The sequence below is a fragment of the Halorubrum luteum genome (assembly GCF_054652935.1).
The window spans coordinates 968,335-985,835 of record NZ_BAAIGT010000002.1 but is presented as its reverse complement, the minus strand read 5'-3'; the positions used below and the strand labels follow the sequence as shown (position 1 = coordinate 985,835).

Below are 17,501 nucleotides of genomic sequence, written 5' to 3'. Positions count from 1 at the left end.
AACGATCCGGCTACGAGTTTATAACCGAGCTGGCGTCGCGTGCCGTTTAGCGGACGCGCTACTCGTCGAGAAGCGACCGCGAGGAGTTCGTCACGACGAGCAGGCTCGACAGCCCCATCGCGAGCGCAGCAAAAAGCGGGTTCAACAGCCCGGTCACCGCGAGCGGAATCGCGATCCCGTTGTAACAGAACGCCCACCCGATGTTCCCTTTGACCCGGCGACCGGCCGCCCGCGAGAGATCGAACACGGTCTCGATCGAGGCGAGGTCGTCGTCCACGACCGCGATGTCCGCGGCGTCCGCGGCCATCGCCGTCCCGCCGCCGAGCGCGATGCCCAGATCCGCCGCCGCAAGCGCCGGGGCGTCGTTGGTGCCGTCGCCGACCATCACGGTTCGGCCTCGTCGCTTCAGCCGCTCGACCGCCTCGGCTTTCCCCGCCGGCGGAACGCCAGCGAACACGGAGGAAACGGCCTCATGGTCACGGAACACGGTCGCCGCCCGTGCGTCGTCGCCCGTGAGCACGACGACCTCGACGCCCGACTCGTCGAGCGCTGTCAGCGTCTCCGCCCACCCCTCGCGTAGCTCGTCCCCGACGACGACGACGCCGGAGGCGGCGCCGTCCCGACCCACCGCAACCGGAACCCGCCCGACGTCGCGTGCGTCGTCGACTGTCTCGCGGATCCGGTCCGGTACGGTCCAGCCGCGCTCGTCGAACAGGTCCGGGTGGCCGACGACGACCTCGGTGTCGTCGACGACGCCCGAAACGCCCTGCCGGTGGGTCTCGAAGGACTCGATCGACCGAGACGGACGGTCTGCGGCCGGCGTGTCGACACCCTCCGACACCGCGGTGCCGCCGTCCGACGCGGGCGTCTCGCCGCCGTCCGCGAGGGCCCGTGTTCCGGACCCATCGTTCGCTCTGGCCGCCGCGATCGCTCGTCCGACGGGATGAGACGAGCGTTCCTCGAGCGCAGCGGCGAGGCCGAGCAGGTTCTCGTCCACGTCGATGTCGACGACACGCATCTCGCCGGTGGTCAGCGTCCCGGTCTTATCGAAGACGACGGTGTCCGCTCCGCGGATCCGCTCGAACACCGTGTCGTCGAACACGACGATCGAGCGTCGGAGGGCGTCCCGGATCCCGGCGGCGACGGCGAGCGGCGTCGCGAGCCCCAGCGCGCACGGACAGGAGACGATGAGCACGGTGAGCGCGACCAGCATCGCGGTCGCGACCCCGTTCCCGAGCCCGAGGTTAACGGCGGCGACCACGACCGCCAGAGCCAGCACCGCGGGTACGAAGACGGTCGCAAGCTTGTCGGCGAGCTTCTGGACGCCGTGATTGCCGCTCTGGAGGTCCCAGACGAGCTCAGCGACCCGGTCGAGACTCGACGCCGCGTCCGGGCCGACCGCAACCGTGACCGCGCCGTCCGTCACCACCGACCCCCCGACGACCGTGTCTCCGGTCGCCTTGCGGACCGGGAGCGACTCCCCGGTGACGACGGACTCGTCGAGAGCGGCTTCGCCGTCGACGACCTCGCCGTCGACCGGTACGCGCTCCCCGTCGCGGACGAGCAAGTGGTCGTCGGGCTCGAGATCGTCGATGGACACCGTCTCCGTCTCGCTGCTTTCAGCCGAACGGACACGCCGCGCGGTGTCGACCTGGACGGCCGTGAGATCCGAGAGCAGCTCCGTCGCGCGTCGTTTGATCGACGACTCGTAGTTGTTGCCGACGGTGACGATCACGATGATCGCGACGGTGACGTCGTAGTAAATCGAGGGGTTCTCCAGTAAGATCACCGCGAGCGTGCTGTACAGGTACGCGCTCACTGCGGCAATGGCGACGAGAAGGTCCATGTTCGGCGATCGCGTGCGCGCGCTGACGTACGCGCCTCGCAGTATCGGCTTTCCGGTAAACAGGAGAACGATGGTTGTGAGCACGGCGATAACGATGAAAAAGTACATGCCCGAGGGCGACGCCAATGCCTGGTTCAGAAACTCCAGCGTGCGCTCGTCGTAAAACGGGAACGCGAAGTACGTCGGGTAGATGATGACGATGTACTGGAGCATCACCGCCATCCCGACGAGCACGCCGGCGGCAAGCCGCGCGGTCGCCATGTGATCCGCCTGTCGCCGCGAGAAGGCGTCGTCGCGGGCGTACGCAGTGTATCCGAGCCCGCTAACCGCCTCGGCAACGTCGTCAGAGGAGACCGCGTCCGGGTCGTGGTCGATCCGAACCGTGTCGGTGACGTAGCTCGCGCTCGCCGCGCTCACCCCGTCGGTTCGGGTCGCCACCGTCTCGATGAACGCCTCGCAGGTGGCACAGTACATCCCGTCCACCTCGAGAAACGTCGCCTCATGGTCGGGCGGAACGGCGGCCGCGTCGTCCGCGGCACCGTCGCCGGGTACACCCGCGGAACCCCGATCGTCCTCGACCTTCGAGCGTCTGGCGTCGCGGACGGTCGCGGGGTCGACGTCGACGTCGCCGAGCGCGTCGTACACGTCCCGACAGCCCACACAGCAGAACCGGTTTCCGGCCGCGTCGGCCACGTCGACCCCCTCTGTCGGGAGGTCACAGAGCGTGCAGCCATCCGCGGATCGCGTCTCGGTCATGAGGTGTGTTAAGGGAGTCGCGACCGGCGGCCGCGACTCGGTGTCGATTACTGTCGGTTGGAGTCGAACGGGGTAATGAGTTTCGTCGGAGTCGCGGAACCGCCCCAAAAGATTCATCGTACGTGTTTACCCCCAGAACGATTTCGCCACTCTCTCGTAAGTTGCCCCTGACCTCGTAGTAGAGCAATGCAGACGACAGGGTATTCCCCGAGGGACGGTCTCCGGCAGGGAGACCGTCCCGTGTCTTCTGCACTAGCCGAGGGGGGTTCTGATGGTTACTGATGAGAAAGTGAAGCAACTGCTTGAGCGGATCACTGCCCTCGAAAACCGCGTTGATGAACTTGAGCAGGAGAACGAAGAACTGAGGCAAGAAAATCAGCAACTCCGTAAAGAGAACAAGCGCCTCAGAGCCAAGATCCGATGGTACGAAGGACCACATACACCGCCGAGCAAGGACCAGTCGGAGCAAGAGGAGTCGTCCTCGTCCGACGGGGACGAGGACGACGAACAGCGTACTGACGGTGGCACGCCCGGCCGAAAGTCCGGACATGACCCGGAATGGCGCGACGCTCCCGATCCAGATCAAGAAATCGAGGTCACCTGTGACTGCTGTCCAGACTGTGGTGAGGCGTTCGACGAGTCGGCGGGCGTCAGCCCCCGACTCGTCGAGGAACTCCCTGACCCACAGCCACCGGAAGTCACTCAGTACAACCGGCACCACTACGAGTGTCACTCCTGTGGAGCTGAAACCGTCGCCTCACACCCCGACTGCCCCGATGAGGGGCAGTTCGGGGTGAACGTCATCGCACAGGCAGCGCTCTCTCGGTACGACCACCGTCTTCCATACCGGAAGATCGGCGACCGCTTCGAACAGCTCCACGGACTGGAGTTGTCTGGCGCGTCTGCATGGCACGCGACCGAGCGCGCTGCGCGCGCCGGTCGCTGTGAGTACGAGCAGATCCGCCACCAGATCCAGCAAGCCGACGTTGTCCACGTTGACGAGACTGGAATCAAACGTGACGGCGAACAGGCGTGGATCTGGACGTTCACTACCGAGGAACATACGCTGTACGCGGTCAGGGAGAGTCGAGGAAGCGATGTTCCCGCAGAAGTCCTCGGCGAGGACTTCGCGGGAACGGTCGTCTGTGATGGCTGGACGGCGTATCCGGCCTTCAGCAGCAACCTCCAGCGGTGCTGGGCGCATATTCTACGGGAGGCTGAAGACGCCGCTGAGAAGCAACCGGAAGGCGAACCGATCCACCGTGCTCTCAAACAGCTGTACGTCGCTCTCCAGATTCGACTGGAGAGCGACTTGACAGTTCGTGAGCGAGCAGAACTCCAGCACGTGGCCCGGAGAGAGCTTGAGTCGCTGATAGAGCGGTCAGTGCCCGACGGACCAGTGGCAACACTACTCGGGAAGATCGAAGGAGGCCTCGACCACTGGCTCACCTTCATCGGTGAGCCAGCGGTCTCTCCGACGAACAACGCGGCTGAAAACGCGCTTCGTGAGCCGGTGGTTCTCCGGAAGATCATTGGAACGCTCCGGAACGACCGCGGTATGTTCGTGCATGAGACGCTGCTGTCCCTGCTGGCGACCTGCCGCCAGCAGGGACGTAATCCCTACGAAGAATTCAAGCGAATCGCTCGAAACAATGAGATGATTTCACGAACTCAGGCAGTGCCCGCTGTTGCGTCCTCGGGGTAAATACATACGATTCATCGAACAGGCTCGAGGAGGCCGGAGAACGCTCCCAAGGAGCCGGAGAACACCTGATCGGCGACGAGATCGTTAGAGGGAGTCATAGAACGGTTCACACATCGACACACGAATCGCTCAGTGCAGCCATCGCGGCGATCGATACCGGGCGTATATTGCGTATACGAGAATCGGTGCGTTGTTTATAAAGGCGTACTCAGCGCGGCGAGGAGTGGTATATAAGTGAGCGGTGGAGCAGAGACCGACTTGGAAGCCCCAGCCGCGACGGCTCGCGCGGCTCGCTGCGCGCTTCAGTCGCTCACTTCGCTCGCTCCTTGCAGTGCTTGCTTCGCCGGGCTTCGCCCTCGCGACTGCCCCTTCCAGTCCCGCCCCGCACCGCAGCCTCGGACCGCCCCAGCCTCGACCGGAGGGGCCGCCGGAACGCTCGGCGGCCCCTCCGGTCTCCCTCGCGCGCTCGCTCACGGGCCGAAGGCCCGCTCGCGGCGCGCGCCACCGCAACCACAAGCAGAGCATTGTTCGGTTATCAGGTGACGGCGGGCGGTCGGCGCGCGCCTCCGAGCGCTCTGGAAAGAGCGCGAGGAGCGCGTGCGAGGGACGCGGTGAGCGCTCGGAGAGCGCGAACCGCGAGGCTGGGGAGGCGTGAGGTGCGGTCGGGTGGGGTTGAAAGGGGCAGCCGTGATCCCCGCGAGCGGAGCGAGCGGGGGCTCGGGAGACGCAGTCTCCCGGTGGGGCGACGCCCGCCGCAGTAAGCACCACAGGGAGCGAGCACCGCGAGCGACCGAGGAGCGCAGCAAGGCGCGCGAGCCGTCGCGGCTGGGGCTTTCGGATCGTTCGTCGCGGAGCTATCGCTCTCGCGACTCACTTATAAACGAACACCAACCCCTCCACGGTATCGCTTATAAACCACCCATCCACCCTCGTGAGCGACGTACGCCCGCAATCGATCGTCGCGATGTCCGTACTGAGCGATTCTTGTGTAGGATCGTGAACGCACCCCAGGGTCAAGCCCCGGGGCAGTCGCCTTGTACCGCTTGTACAGAACGAGCAGCACTCCCCGGTTATGGTCGGAACTACGTGCTGGCACCCCGACGGAATTCGGGACTCGATCGGAAGGCTCGGTCAGGCGTTCGGGACCGTGACGACGGGCACGGACGCGTTCCGCACGACGTACTCGGCCGTGCTCCCGAGTAGGTCGTTCGCGACGTCCTCGGAGCCGCGTTTGCCCACGACGACCACGTCGGCGTCGACCTCGTCGGCGTACGAGACGATCGCGTGTCGCGGGACTCCCTCTTCGATGGCCGGAGCGTAGTCGACGCCGGCCGACTCGACGACGTCCTCCACCTCGCTGACGGCCGACTCGGCCTGTGCTCGCGTCTCTTCGTCGTCCTCGAACTTCTCCGCCCGTCCGGAGCGTTTGTGCATCGGTAGCTGTTCGACGACGGAGAGCACGTGGAGCGTTCCGTCGTCGTCGACGAACTCGACAGCCTCACGGGCTGCCGTCAGCGATTCCTCACTGCCGTCAACCGATACGAGTGCTGTCTCGTACATCGGTTTCATCTGCGTCGCGAAGCGTAATAAAAGAACAGGCAAAGTGCCGACACACGGCAGAGGAGGTTCCGAACGAAGACGGGACGCGCGTGACGCCGGACGGAGACGGGACGCGTTGTGGTCTCTGATAGCCCGCGTGATTCGTGGCGGTCGATAAAGAGTCATTAGCGCCCGCGGTGATCGACGACCATGCGCTGTCCCGCGTGTGGAGCCGCGATCGACGACGAGAACCGCTGTGTCGACTGCGGTCGCGTCCGCTCCGCTCCGCTGAGCGCCGACGGTGGACGATCGGAACCCACGGAGTCAGCCGAACGCCGGACCTCCCGGCGGACGACGATCGGCCTCGATCAGAACGTCACTGCGGCGCTAACCTATTCGTTGACGTTCGTCACGGGCCTCGCGTTCTACCTGCTCGAGGAGAACGAGTTCGTTCGGTTTCACGCCGCCCAAAGCACCGCCGTGTTCGGCGTCCTGTTCGGTCTCAGCTTCCTGTTGTCGATCCTCGAGACCGTGCTCATCATCGCGTCCGTGAGGGGTGTGTCGGTCGCTCTGGAGTTCGTGTGGCTCCTCCTCGCGGTCACGACCGTCGGGCTCTGGCTCGGGCTGATGGTGCAAGCGGCCCGCGGAAAGCGGACCGCGGTGCCGGGAGTCGAGCGGCTGGTCGACGGATGAGCGCCGCCGTCGTCTCGTACCCGTTCACCGCGCCGCTACTGCCTGTGCAACCCGGGGAAACAGGAGAATCGCGAGCGCTGCGCTGCCGATGGCCCACCCCACGCCGACTACCGGCCACACCACGTCGACCACCGGCCACACCGCGTTGCCGAGCGTGAGGCCGCCGAACGCGGCGGTTGCCATGGTGACGTTGAAGTAGCCGAGTCGGAGTAAGAGCAGCACTGGGGACAGCGACACCCAGCCGGGCGTCGCCGAGAGAAGCGGCGTGATCCACCCGCCGCGGATCAGCGTGCCGACGAGCGTCATCGTCAGCCACGCGAGGAGCCCGGTCGCCTCCGCGTCGAGCGGTCCCGCGGGAGGAACGGTCATAATGTACACGAGCGTCGGCAGCGAGAACACCGACACTTCGGCGAAGATGCGCGTGGTGTCGTGGAGGAACACGCCGAATCCGCTCTTTTCGCTCCGGGCGAGCGATCCGTATCCGTACCACGTCCGTCGCGTTCGCGAGGTCGCGGCTGCGGTTTCACGGCCCGGCGGTCCCTTCCGTCGACTCATGCAGGTAGTTCGATCCCGGCTCGAAATAAGCGTTGGTCCAAATCCGAGAACGGTCGCCGCTCAGATCGTCGCGGCCGGATTCATCGTCGGATCGCCGTGAACGACGCGGTACACCGCGGGGAACGCCGCCATTCCGAGCGCGATGACGACGCCCCCGCCGAGCGTGTACCAGTAGGAGCCGATCGCCATGGCGGCGGTACCGACTCCCCACGAGGCGAGAAAGAAGACGGTGCTGAAGTAGACGACTCTAAGCGGGGCGCTTCGCAGCTCGCCGCGGCGGGGCCACTTCCCGACGTCTATCGTGCGATGGCGGAACACGGCGATGGACGCACAGCCGACGGCAAGCGCCATCAGACCGGCCATCGGTATCGCGTCCGGATGTCGATACTGGAGGAGAAACACGGCAAGGTAACCCGGCGTCGCCAGCACCGACAGCTCGACGCCGGCGAAGAAGATACGCTCGAGCCAGTCGAGAAGCGATCGTACCGTCCCACTCGTCCCCTGGTCATCTGCGTCCGTCACGGTCGGATCGGCGTTTCAGCCCCACAGGTATAACTGTTTCAGCATCCACGAGACGGAACGGTGTCCGTTTTTCAGTTACTTTCAGAAGGATAGATATGATATTTTCCGGCACGTATAAATTACAGAAGATTATTAACTACAGGTGTAATGGTTGAGCATGACATTAATGCGGACGATCGAGTGAGCGGAGTGTCTCGCCGACGATTCATCCAGGCAACCGGTGCCGCGGGTGCCACCATGGGCATCGCCGGCTGTGCCGACGACGACGACGGAGACGGCGGACCGATCGAGATCTCCGCGGACCAGAACTTCGCAGAGATCGAGGACGAACTGCAGCAGGCGCTGTGGGACGCCGGTCTCGACGAGGATGTCGAGATCGAGATCCTCCCGGGCGACTTCGAGACGGACTCCCGTCGTGCGGACTACACGAGCGCGCTCGACGCGGGTCGCGGAAATCCCGACATCTTCATGATCAGTCGATCACATCGGATTTGAGTGAAAGTGTCTGCGTAGTTGGATAGCAAGACAAAGATACACCGCACAGTGATGCCTCTCGTCCTTACCGAAGTTCTCTCCCACCCAGAATTGACTGGAGCTGTTCAGGTGGATCAAGTCCTCGTCGTTTCCACGTCGCCAACATCGTTGTTATTGTCTCGTGAATCTGGACCCCTTCTGCCGAACGCAGGGTCCGAAACATCTTCCGAAGGACTACTTGCTCGCGCAGAGCCCGCTCTGCGCGATTATTCGTTGAATCAACACCCCGTTCGGTCACGAACGTCAGCCAGTGACCCAAGCCATTGCTGATCTTCTTGATCAGCTGCTGAACCTCTTGGGCCTCGTAACCTTCCCTCACCAGGCCCTCCAGGTGTAAGGATGCTTCCGCCCGCTTCTGCTCGCGGGCGGAAGCGGACGGATCTCCTTCGACGAACGTCGTTAGATCGTCGTGGAGTGCGTGCAACTCTTCAGACAGCCGCTCTGCTTCCTCGTACCGTTCAGCGACGTACTCAGCCTCCCGCAACAGGTGCGCCCAGCACCGCTGCAGTTTCGTGTGATAACTCGAATACGCCGACCAGCCGTCACAACTGAGCGTCGAGTCCTCGGCGAATTCCTCGCCGAGGACGTCTTCTAAGACTCCACTTCCTCGGCTTTCATCAACCCAAAACAGCACTTCGTCATCAGTGACGAACGTCCACGCCCAGTGTTGTTCTCCATCGACCGGAAAGCCTGTTTCATCGCAGTAGACGACCTCACTCTCCCGAATCTTTTCTTTGACATCCTCGTAAGCGGGTCGCAGACCGGCTGCGACCCGCTTAGTCAAGTTGTAGATCGTCCGGTGAGAGATCGGAAGGTCGAAGTCCCAGTCAAACAGCTCGGCCTGTTTCCGGTTCGGCAGTCGTTGATGGAACCGACCGAGAGCGGTTTGGGCCATGATATTTGGCCCAAACCGCCCCTTTTCGGGACAGTCAGGATGCTCAGCAACAACCTCGTTACCACAAGAACAGTGGTGTTTGCCGAGCTTGTACTCGGTAACAGTGGTTGGAACAGGAAGCGGTACGTCAATAATAGTCCGTGAAACGTAGCTATCAGGGCTAGAGAGGATTTGCTCACAGTCTGGACAGAATCCCTGATCAACGAGGATCGTCTCTTCTGGTTCAGGTGCTGTTCGAGTTGTTCCCTCGTGACCTTCGCTGCGTCCAGGCGATGAGTCGCTGGCGGCGTCAGAGTCGCCGCCAGCGTCGTCTTCATCAGGTTCTTGGTCTTCGTCCTCGGTTTGGTCGTCATCGCCTGGTGAATTAGCCGCACCACCCTGTCTACTGGGTGGTGTGTTTGGATTTTCGTACTGCTTGAGGCGAGCCTCAAGCTGTTCGATCTTCTGTTGTTGTGCAGTAATCTGGCGTCGCAGCAGCCGGTTCTCAAGCTTCTTGACTACGAGCTGCTGGCGGAGTAGCGAACTGTCGTCGGTGCGGATCACGGAATCTGTCGATTCCGTTGATCCGCGACTCCCCAGCGACACAGTAATTCAGCAGTAGTGAACGATCTATGAGACTGCTACGAAATCGTCTCGACATGGAACTGCTATCCAACTACGTGTCTGCTTGGCAAAAGTGTGAAACCTACCGAAGCAGACAGCGAGATAGAGGAAGAGCACCTGCTTAATTTTGTCGTCAACAGCCTTGACGAAGAGCTTGCGATAGATCTCGGTGAGGACATCGAGGTCACGACAGAGACGTTGTACGAGGTCCTCGCCGGCGCCAGCGCCGGCGGGACCTCAATCAACCACGTCTGCGAAACGACCGACGACTCGCCACACGCCAACACCGTCCGGGGACATCTCACTGAGCAGTTTGAGCTTGACTCGGTTGAGGCGGTTGGAGACACGCTCCTACAACGAGATGCCCTCGAGACACTCCCGGATCGACCGGTGGAGGTCTGCGCAGACCTCCACCTCGATCCCTACTACGGTGACGAGGACGAGACGGAGGCGCTGTACTTCTCGCAAGCGAAACGAGGAACAACTGCGTTTCACGCGTACGCGACGCTGTACGCGCGGGTACGTAACAAGCGATACACGCTGGCGGTTCGCCAGCTGGTCGCTGGCGATACCACTAGCGATGTCCTCGCTGAGTTTCTCGAACTGCTCGACGGCCTTGACCTCGGTGTCAAGGCCGTCTACCTTGATCGCGGCTTCTACAACAGCACCTGTCTCGGGCTGCTGTACGCGCACAACTACGCCTACGTTATGCCGATCGTCAAGTGGGGCGAGACGATTCAAGACGAACTCAGCAGAGGTTGGAGCCGCGAGATCGAACACGATCTCGCCGGCAAGGTAACGTTTCCCGTATTCATCGATTGTGTGTACCAGCAGGGGCGGTACGATGAACACGGAGTGGCGCGTCACGGCTACGCCGCTGACGCGCCGTTCATCGACACGCCACGCGATGCCCGAGAACACTACAGCAAGCGTTTCGGCATCGAATCGAGCTATCGGTTAGCCAAACAGAGCCTCGCGTTCACCAGTTCTCAAGACGCTGGCCTGCGGCTGGTGATGTTTGTGGTGAGCCTGCTGTTCCAGAACAGTTGGCGGTATCTCCACTGGAAGTACGTGGCGTCGCCCCGCCGAGGGGGGCGACGCCTCTGGGACTGGTCGTTCACGGAGTTCTGTGAAATGGTACTGCGGGCCGCTTGGACAGCTCTAGGTGTCCGCAGGGCTGTCCCAGCGAATCAACCACTCGACGACCGGTTCTTCCGGTAGCTGTCCACCAATCCGGACAGCGGTCGTGAGTGGCGACGCTGTCGCGTCGGCGGCGATCTGCCGCCGACAGCGACTGACTAACGCCTCGACAGCCGAGCAACGCCAGAATTCAGCCGCTCCATCCTTCCGAAGACTATCGAGGGGCCGAGGACAACGATTTAGCGGCTACTGGACGGAGTCGTGGGCCTTCTGATGTGATCGACTGATGATGGACTCGGGCTGGACGATGCCGTTCATCCTTCGGGAACAGGTTCTCAACCTCGAGGAGGAGCTGTCTGACGAGACGCTGGAGTACGTGAAAAACGACTACCTGCAGGCGTCGGTCGACACCGCTACCCATCCGGAGACGGGGGATCTGCACGGGCTCCCGTACTTCCCCGACTACCCGATGATGAACTATCGGAAGGATCTCGTCGAGGAGGCGGGTTACGATCCGGAGGCTGAAAACTGGTCGACCGAACCGATGAGCTGGCAGGAGTTCGCCGAGATCGTCGAGGACGTCTGGGAGTACCACGGCGGCCCGGACGGGGAGTACGACTACGGGTTCACCACACAGGCGCAGGCGTACGAGGGACTTTCGTGTTGTACGTTCAACGAGACGATGACGTCGTGGGGCGGCGCGTACTTCGGCGATCACGACAACCTGTTCGGCCCGGTCGGCGACCGTCCGGTCACCGTCAACGAGGAGCCGCTTCACGACACGATCCGTATGATGCGGTCGTTCATGTACGGCCCCGACGAGGAGGACACCCTCGACGGCTATCCGCAGATCGCCAACAGCGACCTCGTCGAGTTCGGCGAGGAGGAGGCTCGTGCGCCGTTCACGGGCGGCAACGCCATTTTCATGCGCAACTGGCCGTACGTCATCCCGATCCACGCCGACGAGGGCGAGGGCGAAGTCGGGACGATGCCGCTCCCGTACGGCGTCGAGGAGGGTGAAGCCGCGTACGACGGTGCGGGGGGCAGCTCTCACGCGCTCGGCGGCTGGCACTACACGATCAACCCGAACTCCGACCGCGTGGACGAGGCGGTGCAGGTGCTCGAGGCGTTCGCCAACGAGAGCGTGATGCTCACCGTGTTCGAGCTCGAGGGGACGATCCCACCGGATCCGGAGGTTCTCGCGAACGCGGACCCGGACGCCGTCGGTCCGATCGGCGACCATCTCGACACACTGTCGTTCATCGCCGAAAACACCGTGCCCCGGCCAGTGACCGACATCTGGCCCGAGCAGTCCGCGCTCATCTATCAGGAGGTCCACGACGCCTACACGGGTGACAAGACGCCCGAGGAGGCGATGGCGGATCTTGAAGAGCAGCTGGAAGGCTCCGAGGCGTAACCGACGATCCTCTGCCGGTCGGTGCTCAGCGGCTGCGTCGGGTGATCCACCGGCAGATTGAATATCGATACGAAAACTCGTTATCACGCATCGCCAATGATAACACATGACACACTCACACTGGCTGCCGGTGTATAACTGAACGATGGCTACCGACCAACCAACCGATGAAAACACGCGGCTCCTGATGCGGCCGCTCAACTGGCTGGAGACGCGCAGCGAGGCGGTGTACGCCTACATCCTCCTCGCACCGGCGTTCGCGCTGTTGGCGTTCGTGGCGTTTTATCCGCTGATCCAGACGTTTCGGTTCTCGCTGCTCGAAGACGAGACGGCGGCGGCGGAGCCGTTCGGCGCGTTCGTCGGCCTGGATAACTACATCGACGTGCTGACTGGGAACGCGCGGGTTCCTCGGCAGTTCCTCGACGTCTCGACCACGGGCGCGTTCCCGTATCTCGAGATGGGGACGCCGTTCCTCAGACAGGCACTTTTCGTCACGCTCGCGTTCGTGATCGTCAGCGTTCTGTTCGAGACGCTAATCGGGTTCGGGCAGGCGCTCGTCCTCGACCAGGAGTTCCGCGGCCGTCGCTGGGTACGGGTCGCGATCATCATCCCGTGGGCGATCCCGATCGTCATTCAAGGGATGATCTTCTTCCTCATCTTCAACCCGAACGTCGGATTCCTCACCGAACCGATGCAGGCGATCGGCCTCTTCGGAGCGAATCCGCTGGCGAGTACCCGCGACGCGTTCATCATCGTCACGGTCGCCGACATCTGGAAGACGGCGGCGTTCATGGCACTGCTGATCCTCGCCGGGCTCCAGAGCATCGACCGGTCGCTGTACGACGTCGCCAAGGTGTCCGGTGCGACGCCGTGGCAGCGATTCAAATACATCACGCTCCCGCTAGTCGCACCCGCGCTCATCGTCGCGATGCTGTTCCGCACGATGGACGCGATGCGAATCTACGGACTCATCGACGCCAGCGTCGGCTGTTCGACCGTGCCGTCGATGACGTGTCTCGTGATCATCTCGCTGGACCAGACCAGACGGTGGGCGACCGCCTCCACGGTGGCGTTTTTAACCGCGTTGGTCATCTCAGGGTTCGTCCTCGTCTATCTGGTGTTCCTGCGAGACGCCGGAGGTGATCTGCAATGAGTTCCGACACCAACGACCATCCGGATCTGGCCGCACAGCAAGCCGCGAACGACGAGCCCGAGATCGACCGCGGGATCATAGAAGGGTGGGCGGCGAAGATGATCAGCAACCCCGACCGCGCGTATAAGACGGTTTTTTACACCGCCACGGTCGTCTTCCTCGTCACCACGCTGTTCCCGTTCTACTGGCTTCTCATGCTGGCGTTGACCCCGTCAGGACAGTTCGGACGAGATAGCATCATCCTCACGCCCGGCGGATTCGACCCGACGCTGCTCGCCGAGGGCGACGTTACGATGGGGACGAATCCGGCAGCGTTCATCGAGGTGTTCACGACCGTTCCGTTCCACCGGTTCGTGTTCAACAGCTTCCTCATAGCCACCATCTCGACGGTGCTCGTCCTGTTCGTCGCGTCGCTTGCGGGGTACGTGTTCGGACGGCTCCGCTTCCGCGGGAAAACCCCGCTTTTGCTGCTCGTGCTCATCGTCTCGTTTTTCCCACCCGCGGCGTTTTTCGTTCCGCTGAACCGGCTGTTCAACCGAAACTTCGAGGTGCTCCGACCTATCATGGCGGATGGCTCCCTGTACAACCATCCCTCGGCGATGATCATCCCGATTTCGGCGCTGTATCTCCCGCTCGCCATCTTCATTCTGATGACGTTCTACGCACAGATCCCTGACGGCCTCGAGGACGCTGCGCGTGTCGAGGGGACGACACGTCTGGGTGCGCTGTTCCGCGTGATCGTCCCGCTTTCGGCCCCCGGCGTCGCGACGGCGGGCGTGCTCTCGTTCATCACGGTGTACAACGAGTACTTCTTCTCCTCGTTGATGACGTCGGGTCGTCCGGAGGACTGGGCACCCATGCTCGAGGGGATCCTCAGCTTCCAGGGACAGTACGAGACTCTGTTCAATCTGATGGCTGCATCGAGCATCGTCGCAGTGTTACCGGTGGCCATACTGGTGATCGTCGCGCAGGAAAAGATAGTCAGTGGATTGACACAAGGTGCGGTCAAGGAGTAACCATGGCAGAAGTCAAACTCGATAACGTCACGAAGCAGTACGAGGACGTAACGGCTGTCGACCAGATGAATCTGGAGGTCGAACACGGCGAGTTCCTCACGCTCGTCGGTCCCTCGGGATGCGGGAAGTCGACGACGATGGAGACGATCGCGGGACTAACGCTCCCCACGAGCGGAAACGTCCACATCGGCGGTCGGGAAGTCACGAACCTCCCGCCGAAGGACCGGGGGATATCGATGGTGTTCCAGAACATCGCGCTGTTCCCCCACATGGACGTGTACGACAACATCTCCTTCGGGCTCCGGCTCCGTAAGTACGACCAGGAGGAGGTCGATAAACGGGTCGAGGAAGCGGCCGATATCGTCCAACTCGAGGGGATGATGGACCGGATGCCCTCGGAGATGTCCGGGGGACAGCGACAGCGCGTCGCGATCGCGCGGGCGATCGTCCGAGACCCGGACGTGTTCCTGATGGACGAGCCGCTGGCGAACCTCGACGCCGAACTCAGGGTCCATATGCGGACGCAGCTCCAGCGGCTCCACCGACAGCTGGACACGACGATCATCTACGTCACTCACGACCAGGCGCAGGCGATGACGATGTCCGACCGGATCGCCGTCATCAACGCCGGCGTGCTCCAGCAGGTCGCTCCACCCCTCGAGTGTTACAACGAACCGGCGAACCTCTTTGTCGCCGGATTCATCGGGTCGCCGGCGATGAACTTCATCGAGGGAACGATCACGACCGACGGGTTCGAGGGAGAGTACACGGACGTCTCGTTCGATCCCGAGACGCAGGACGTCTCCGTCGGTCAGGACGTCACGCTCGGCGTTCGCCCCGAAAACGTCCATCTCGCGCACGAAAGCGAAAAAGCGGACGAGCCGACGCATACGCTCGACGCCGTCGTGGACGTCATCGAACCGATGGGGGATAAGGTGTTCGCCTATCTCCTCTCCGACCGCGAGGTCGAAGCGAGCGCGGAGGGTCGCGGAAAGGGACAGCTGCTGATCAACCTGCCCCCGGACGCCTCGATCGAGGAGGGCGAAAGCGTCGAGATCGTCTTTGACCGGAAGCACATTCACCTGTTCGACACCGAAAGCGGCGACGCGATCAGACACGAACTGGCCTAACACCGCCGGTTCGGACATCGCGTCTCCCTGTGCCGTGCCGAGTACGGTCCATCGTAGCGACGTGTTTTTGTGGATACGGCGTGCGTTACGAGCGAAGAGCATGCCACGCGAACAGTACCAGGCGAAACTGGAGAACTTGCGCGACGACGTCCTCTACATGAGCGAACTCGTCGCCGAGCGACTGCGGATGGGCCTTGACGCGCTGGAGCGACGCGACGAGGAGCTCGGGCAGGAGGTGATAACCGGCGACGCGGAGATCAACGAGCTGTATCTCGAGCTCGAACGGGAGTGTACCGACCTCATCGCGCTTCAGCAGCCGGTCGCGGGTGATCTGCGGTTCATCGCGGCATCGTTCAAGATCATTACCGACCTCGAACGGATCGCGGATCTCGCGACGAACCTCGGCGAGTACGCGGGCCAGGCCGAACGAGAGGTGTTCCCTGACGTCGACGTCCAGCGGATCGGCGACGAGACGCTGCGGATGCTCGACGCCGCGATGATGGCGTACGAACAGTCGGACCCGGATCGGTGTTACGAAGTGGCAGAGATGGACGACGACGTCGATGCGCTGTGTGAGCAGGCTAGCGACCTCGTCGTCCGGGATCTGATCAAACGCGAACAGCTCGATGATACCGAGATCGAGTCGACGATGCGGAACGTTTCGCGTCTTCTGTTGACGATCCGCGATCTCGAACGGGTCGGTGACCATACGGTTAACATCGCGGCGCGCGCGCTGTACATGATCGAGAACAACGACGAGCTGCTGTACTGACTACTGCTAGACGGACTGTCCTACCGTGTTCACGCTCGGCGCTCACCGGTCCGACTGACGCGTCGGGGTCGCGATGAGAAACGTCCGACCGCCGCGTCGCTCGAGGTGTACCTCGCTGCCGGTGACGCGGTTCGCCCGAACGCGGTCGGGAACGTCGTCGGCGGGGCAGCCGGTGACGTCCACACGGGTCGGTGCGGCGTAGCGCGGAGCGTTCGTGTTCCGAGTGCTCATATCCGGGTGATCGACTGCGAACGCCGTATATCCGAGCCATGCGCGGAGTGAAACTGAAAGTGAAGCGTCCGGACGGGAGCCCGTGCCGACGTTCCGGACACCGGCCGTCGTTCAGCGCCGGAGTCCGGCCTCCTCGTCGTTCGCCGTGAACCGGATCGTAAAGTAGTCGTAGCCGCCGTAGGCGGCCTCAAGCGCTCCCATCCACCAGTTCCACCGATCGGCGACGGAGCTTCCGTCCGGAGCGTCCGAGAGGTTCCGAACCACGTCGTCGACGGTCAGCGCGTGTCCGCGATCGCTGGCGGGCTTTTCCGCGTCCACCAGATCGCGTGCTGCCCGCACGACGGCTCGGCGTTCGGCCTCGGTACCGCCGAACGCCTCTGCCAGCGCGGTATCGAGTCGGTCGGGGTCCATGCGTGAACGTACGTACGGACACTATTTGAGATCCTCGCCGACCCGGCGGCCTACACCGAGAGAACCGGTTGGCTCGCGTACAACAGAACGTACTCGGCGGCTTTCTCCAGTACCTCTCCAGGATCGCCGGTCACAGGCTCGCGCGGAACGACGATGAAGTCCGCTTCGAGCTCCTCTGCGGTGTCGAGGACGACCGAGCCGGGGTGGACTGTTTTCACTTGCGTCGAGAATCCGGACGCTATCGAGTTGCTGTGTGGCACACCGGCGGCCTCAGCTCGCCGGATGACCGACTCGGTGAACGACTCCGTGTCGTCGGCCACGTCGGTCTGGTCGATCGCGTCCGTCTCGATCGCCCGCACCACCTCCTCGCCGAGCACGTACAGCGCGTGGACGCTCGCATCGTACTCGCTTGCGACGGCGATCGCGTAGTCGACGGCCTCGTGGGACTCCTCGCTGCCGTCGACCGGTACGAGAACGAGGTCGATCTCGAGTTGGGTCATATGCCTCCGGTCGACCGGGAAGGTCAAAAACCCCGCTGTATGCGCGACGATCGTGTACGATCTCGTCGATATCATGAACTTAC

At 62.9% G+C, this 17,501-nt stretch carries 17 protein-coding genes; 9 read left to right on the top strand and 8 right to left on the bottom strand.

Translation table 11 applies throughout. The features are described from left to right. Nucleotides 1-58 precede the first annotated feature (58 nt). Entirely contained in the window at nt 59-2,602 is a 2,544-nt protein-coding gene (locus ACYQ0R_RS04910) for a heavy metal translocating P-type ATPase (protein ID WP_459821242.1), read from the bottom strand. Between the two features lie 271 nt (nt 2,603-2,873). On the opposite strand from ACYQ0R_RS04910, the gene tnpC (ACYQ0R_RS04905) reads away from it, so the two are divergent. Next, nucleotides 2,874-4,307, top strand: coding sequence for an IS66 family transposase (gene tnpC, locus ACYQ0R_RS04905; protein WP_459821240.1), 1,434 nt, complete (start codon nt 2,874-2,876; stop codon nt 4,305-4,307). Between the two features lie 1,131 nt (nt 4,308-5,438). Here tnpC (ACYQ0R_RS04905) and ACYQ0R_RS04900 read toward each other — a convergent pair. After that, entirely contained in the window at nt 5,439-5,867 is a 429-nt protein-coding gene (locus tag ACYQ0R_RS04900) for a universal stress protein (protein WP_459821238.1), read from the bottom strand. A gap of 189 nt (nt 5,868-6,056) precedes the next feature. Here ACYQ0R_RS04900 and ACYQ0R_RS04895 point away from each other — a divergent pair, with 189 nt between their 5' ends. Next, entirely contained in the window at nt 6,057-6,539 is a 483-nt protein-coding gene (locus ACYQ0R_RS04895; protein ID WP_459821236.1) for a DUF4870 domain-containing protein, read from the top strand. A gap of 24 nt (nt 6,540-6,563) precedes the next feature. Here the strand turns inward: ACYQ0R_RS04895 and ACYQ0R_RS04890 are convergent, their stop codons facing one another. Both ACYQ0R_RS04890 and ACYQ0R_RS04885 read right to left on the bottom strand, forming a co-directional pair. After that, the gene (locus ACYQ0R_RS04890) at nt 6,564-7,094 is read right to left on the bottom strand and encodes a DUF8215 family protein (protein ID WP_459821234.1); all 531 of its coding nucleotides are present in this window, start codon (nt 7,092-7,094) and stop codon (nt 6,564-6,566) included. Nucleotides 7,095-7,154: 60 nt separating this feature from the next. Further along, the gene (locus ACYQ0R_RS04885) at nt 7,155-7,616 is read right to left on the bottom strand and encodes a DUF8215 family protein (RefSeq protein ID WP_459821232.1); all 462 of its coding nucleotides are present in this window, start codon (nt 7,614-7,616) and stop codon (nt 7,155-7,157) included. 147 nt (nt 7,617-7,763) lie between these two features. Between ACYQ0R_RS04885 and ACYQ0R_RS04880 the strand changes: the two genes are divergently transcribed. Continuing rightward, nucleotides 7,764-8,111: a twin-arginine translocation signal domain-containing protein gene (locus ACYQ0R_RS04880; RefSeq protein ID WP_459821231.1), complete on the top strand. Its 348-nt coding sequence runs from the start codon at nt 7,764-7,766 to the stop codon at nt 8,109-8,111. A gap of 64 nt (nt 8,112-8,175) precedes the next feature. Here the strand turns inward: ACYQ0R_RS04880 and tnpC (ACYQ0R_RS04875) are convergent, their stop codons facing one another. Then, a complete protein-coding gene (gene tnpC / locus ACYQ0R_RS04875; RefSeq protein ID WP_459820641.1) occupies nt 8,176-9,630 on the bottom strand; it encodes an IS66 family transposase in 1,455 nt (484 codons plus the stop codon). Nucleotides 9,631-9,723: 93 nt separating this feature from the next. Here tnpC (ACYQ0R_RS04875) and ACYQ0R_RS04870 point away from each other — a divergent pair, with 93 nt between their 5' ends. The 6 genes from ACYQ0R_RS04870 to phoU all read left to right on the top strand — a co-directional run bounded on the left by ACYQ0R_RS04870 (nt 9,724) and on the right by phoU (nt 16,276). Beyond that, a complete protein-coding gene (locus tag ACYQ0R_RS04870) occupies nt 9,724-10,869 on the top strand; it encodes an ISH3 family transposase (RefSeq protein WP_459821229.1) in 1,146 nt (381 codons plus the stop codon). Between the two features lie 205 nt (nt 10,870-11,074). Continuing rightward, nucleotides 11,075-12,205 (top strand): extracellular solute-binding protein, encoded by a 1,131-nt coding sequence (locus ACYQ0R_RS04865; protein ID WP_459821227.1) that lies wholly within the window; start codon nt 11,075-11,077, stop codon nt 12,203-12,205. 145 nt (nt 12,206-12,350) lie between these two features. Beyond that, a complete protein-coding gene (locus ACYQ0R_RS04860) occupies nt 12,351-13,358 on the top strand; it encodes a carbohydrate ABC transporter permease (protein WP_459821225.1) in 1,008 nt (335 codons plus the stop codon). Then, nucleotides 13,355-14,374 (top strand): carbohydrate ABC transporter permease, encoded by a 1,020-nt coding sequence (locus ACYQ0R_RS04855; protein ID WP_459821223.1) that lies wholly within the window; start codon nt 13,355-13,357, stop codon nt 14,372-14,374. Before ACYQ0R_RS04860 ends, ACYQ0R_RS04855 begins: the two co-directional genes overlap by 4 nt. Nucleotides 14,375-14,376: 2 nt before the next feature. Further along, the gene (locus ACYQ0R_RS04850) at nt 14,377-15,504 is read left to right on the top strand and encodes an ABC transporter ATP-binding protein (RefSeq protein WP_459821221.1); all 1,128 of its coding nucleotides are present in this window, start codon (nt 14,377-14,379) and stop codon (nt 15,502-15,504) included. Nucleotides 15,505-15,604: 100 nt separating this feature from the next. After that, nucleotides 15,605-16,276, top strand: coding sequence for a phosphate signaling complex protein PhoU (gene phoU / locus ACYQ0R_RS04845; RefSeq protein WP_459821220.1), 672 nt, complete (start codon nt 15,605-15,607; stop codon nt 16,274-16,276). 42 nt (nt 16,277-16,318) lie between these two features. On the opposite strand, the gene ACYQ0R_RS04840 is transcribed toward phoU, so the two are convergent. From ACYQ0R_RS04840 to ACYQ0R_RS04830, 3 genes are all read right to left on the bottom strand, one after another. Next, the gene (locus tag ACYQ0R_RS04840; RefSeq protein ID WP_459821218.1) at nt 16,319-16,507 is read right to left on the bottom strand and encodes a hypothetical protein; all 189 of its coding nucleotides are present in this window, start codon (nt 16,505-16,507) and stop codon (nt 16,319-16,321) included. A 111-nt stretch (nt 16,508-16,618) separates the two neighbouring features. Further along, complete coding sequence (locus tag ACYQ0R_RS04835) at nt 16,619-16,918, bottom strand: WNWW family protein (protein ID WP_459821216.1); 300 nt, start codon at nt 16,916-16,918, stop codon at nt 16,619-16,621. Between the two features lie 50 nt (nt 16,919-16,968). Next, nucleotides 16,969-17,418, bottom strand: coding sequence for a universal stress protein (locus ACYQ0R_RS04830; protein WP_459821214.1), 450 nt, complete (start codon nt 17,416-17,418; stop codon nt 16,969-16,971). Nucleotides 17,419-17,501: the final 83 nt, after the last annotated feature.

Excerpts from the sequence above, each read along its gene's own strand:
- ACYQ0R_RS04830 (WP_459821214.1), bottom strand. The coding sequence starts at position 17,418 with ATGACCCAACTCGAGATCGACCTCGTTCTCGTACCGGTCGACGGCAGC.
- ACYQ0R_RS04890 (WP_459821234.1), bottom strand. The coding sequence starts at position 7,094 with ATGAGTCGACGGAAGGGACCGCCGGGCCGTGAAACCGCAGCCGCGACC.
- ACYQ0R_RS04835 (WP_459821216.1), bottom strand. The coding sequence starts at position 16,918 with ATGGACCCCGACCGACTCGATACCGCGCTGGCAGAGGCGTTCGGCGGT.
- ACYQ0R_RS04865 (WP_459821227.1), top strand. The coding sequence starts at position 11,075 with ATGATGGACTCGGGCTGGACGATGCCGTTCATCCTTCGGGAACAGGTT.
- phoU (WP_459821220.1), top strand. The coding sequence starts at position 15,605 with ATGCCACGCGAACAGTACCAGGCGAAACTGGAGAACTTGCGCGACGAC.
- ACYQ0R_RS04850 (WP_459821221.1), top strand. The coding sequence starts at position 14,377 with ATGGCAGAAGTCAAACTCGATAACGTCACGAAGCAGTACGAGGACGTA.
- ACYQ0R_RS04840 (WP_459821218.1), bottom strand. The coding sequence starts at position 16,507 with ATGAGCACTCGGAACACGAACGCTCCGCGCTACGCCGCACCGACCCGT.
- ACYQ0R_RS04860 (WP_459821225.1), top strand. The coding sequence starts at position 12,351 with ATGGCTACCGACCAACCAACCGATGAAAACACGCGGCTCCTGATGCGG.
- tnpC (WP_459821240.1), top strand. The coding sequence starts at position 2,874 with ATGGTTACTGATGAGAAAGTGAAGCAACTGCTTGAGCGGATCACTGCC.
- ACYQ0R_RS04880 (WP_459821231.1), top strand. The coding sequence starts at position 7,764 with ATGGTTGAGCATGACATTAATGCGGACGATCGAGTGAGCGGAGTGTCT.
- ACYQ0R_RS04910 (WP_459821242.1), bottom strand. The coding sequence starts at position 2,602 with ATGACCGAGACGCGATCCGCGGATGGCTGCACGCTCTGTGACCTCCCG.
- ACYQ0R_RS04900 (WP_459821238.1), bottom strand. The coding sequence starts at position 5,867 with ATGTACGAGACAGCACTCGTATCGGTTGACGGCAGTGAGGAATCGCTG.
- ACYQ0R_RS04855 (WP_459821223.1), top strand. The coding sequence starts at position 13,355 with ATGAGTTCCGACACCAACGACCATCCGGATCTGGCCGCACAGCAAGCC.
- ACYQ0R_RS04895 (WP_459821236.1), top strand. The coding sequence starts at position 6,057 with ATGCGCTGTCCCGCGTGTGGAGCCGCGATCGACGACGAGAACCGCTGT.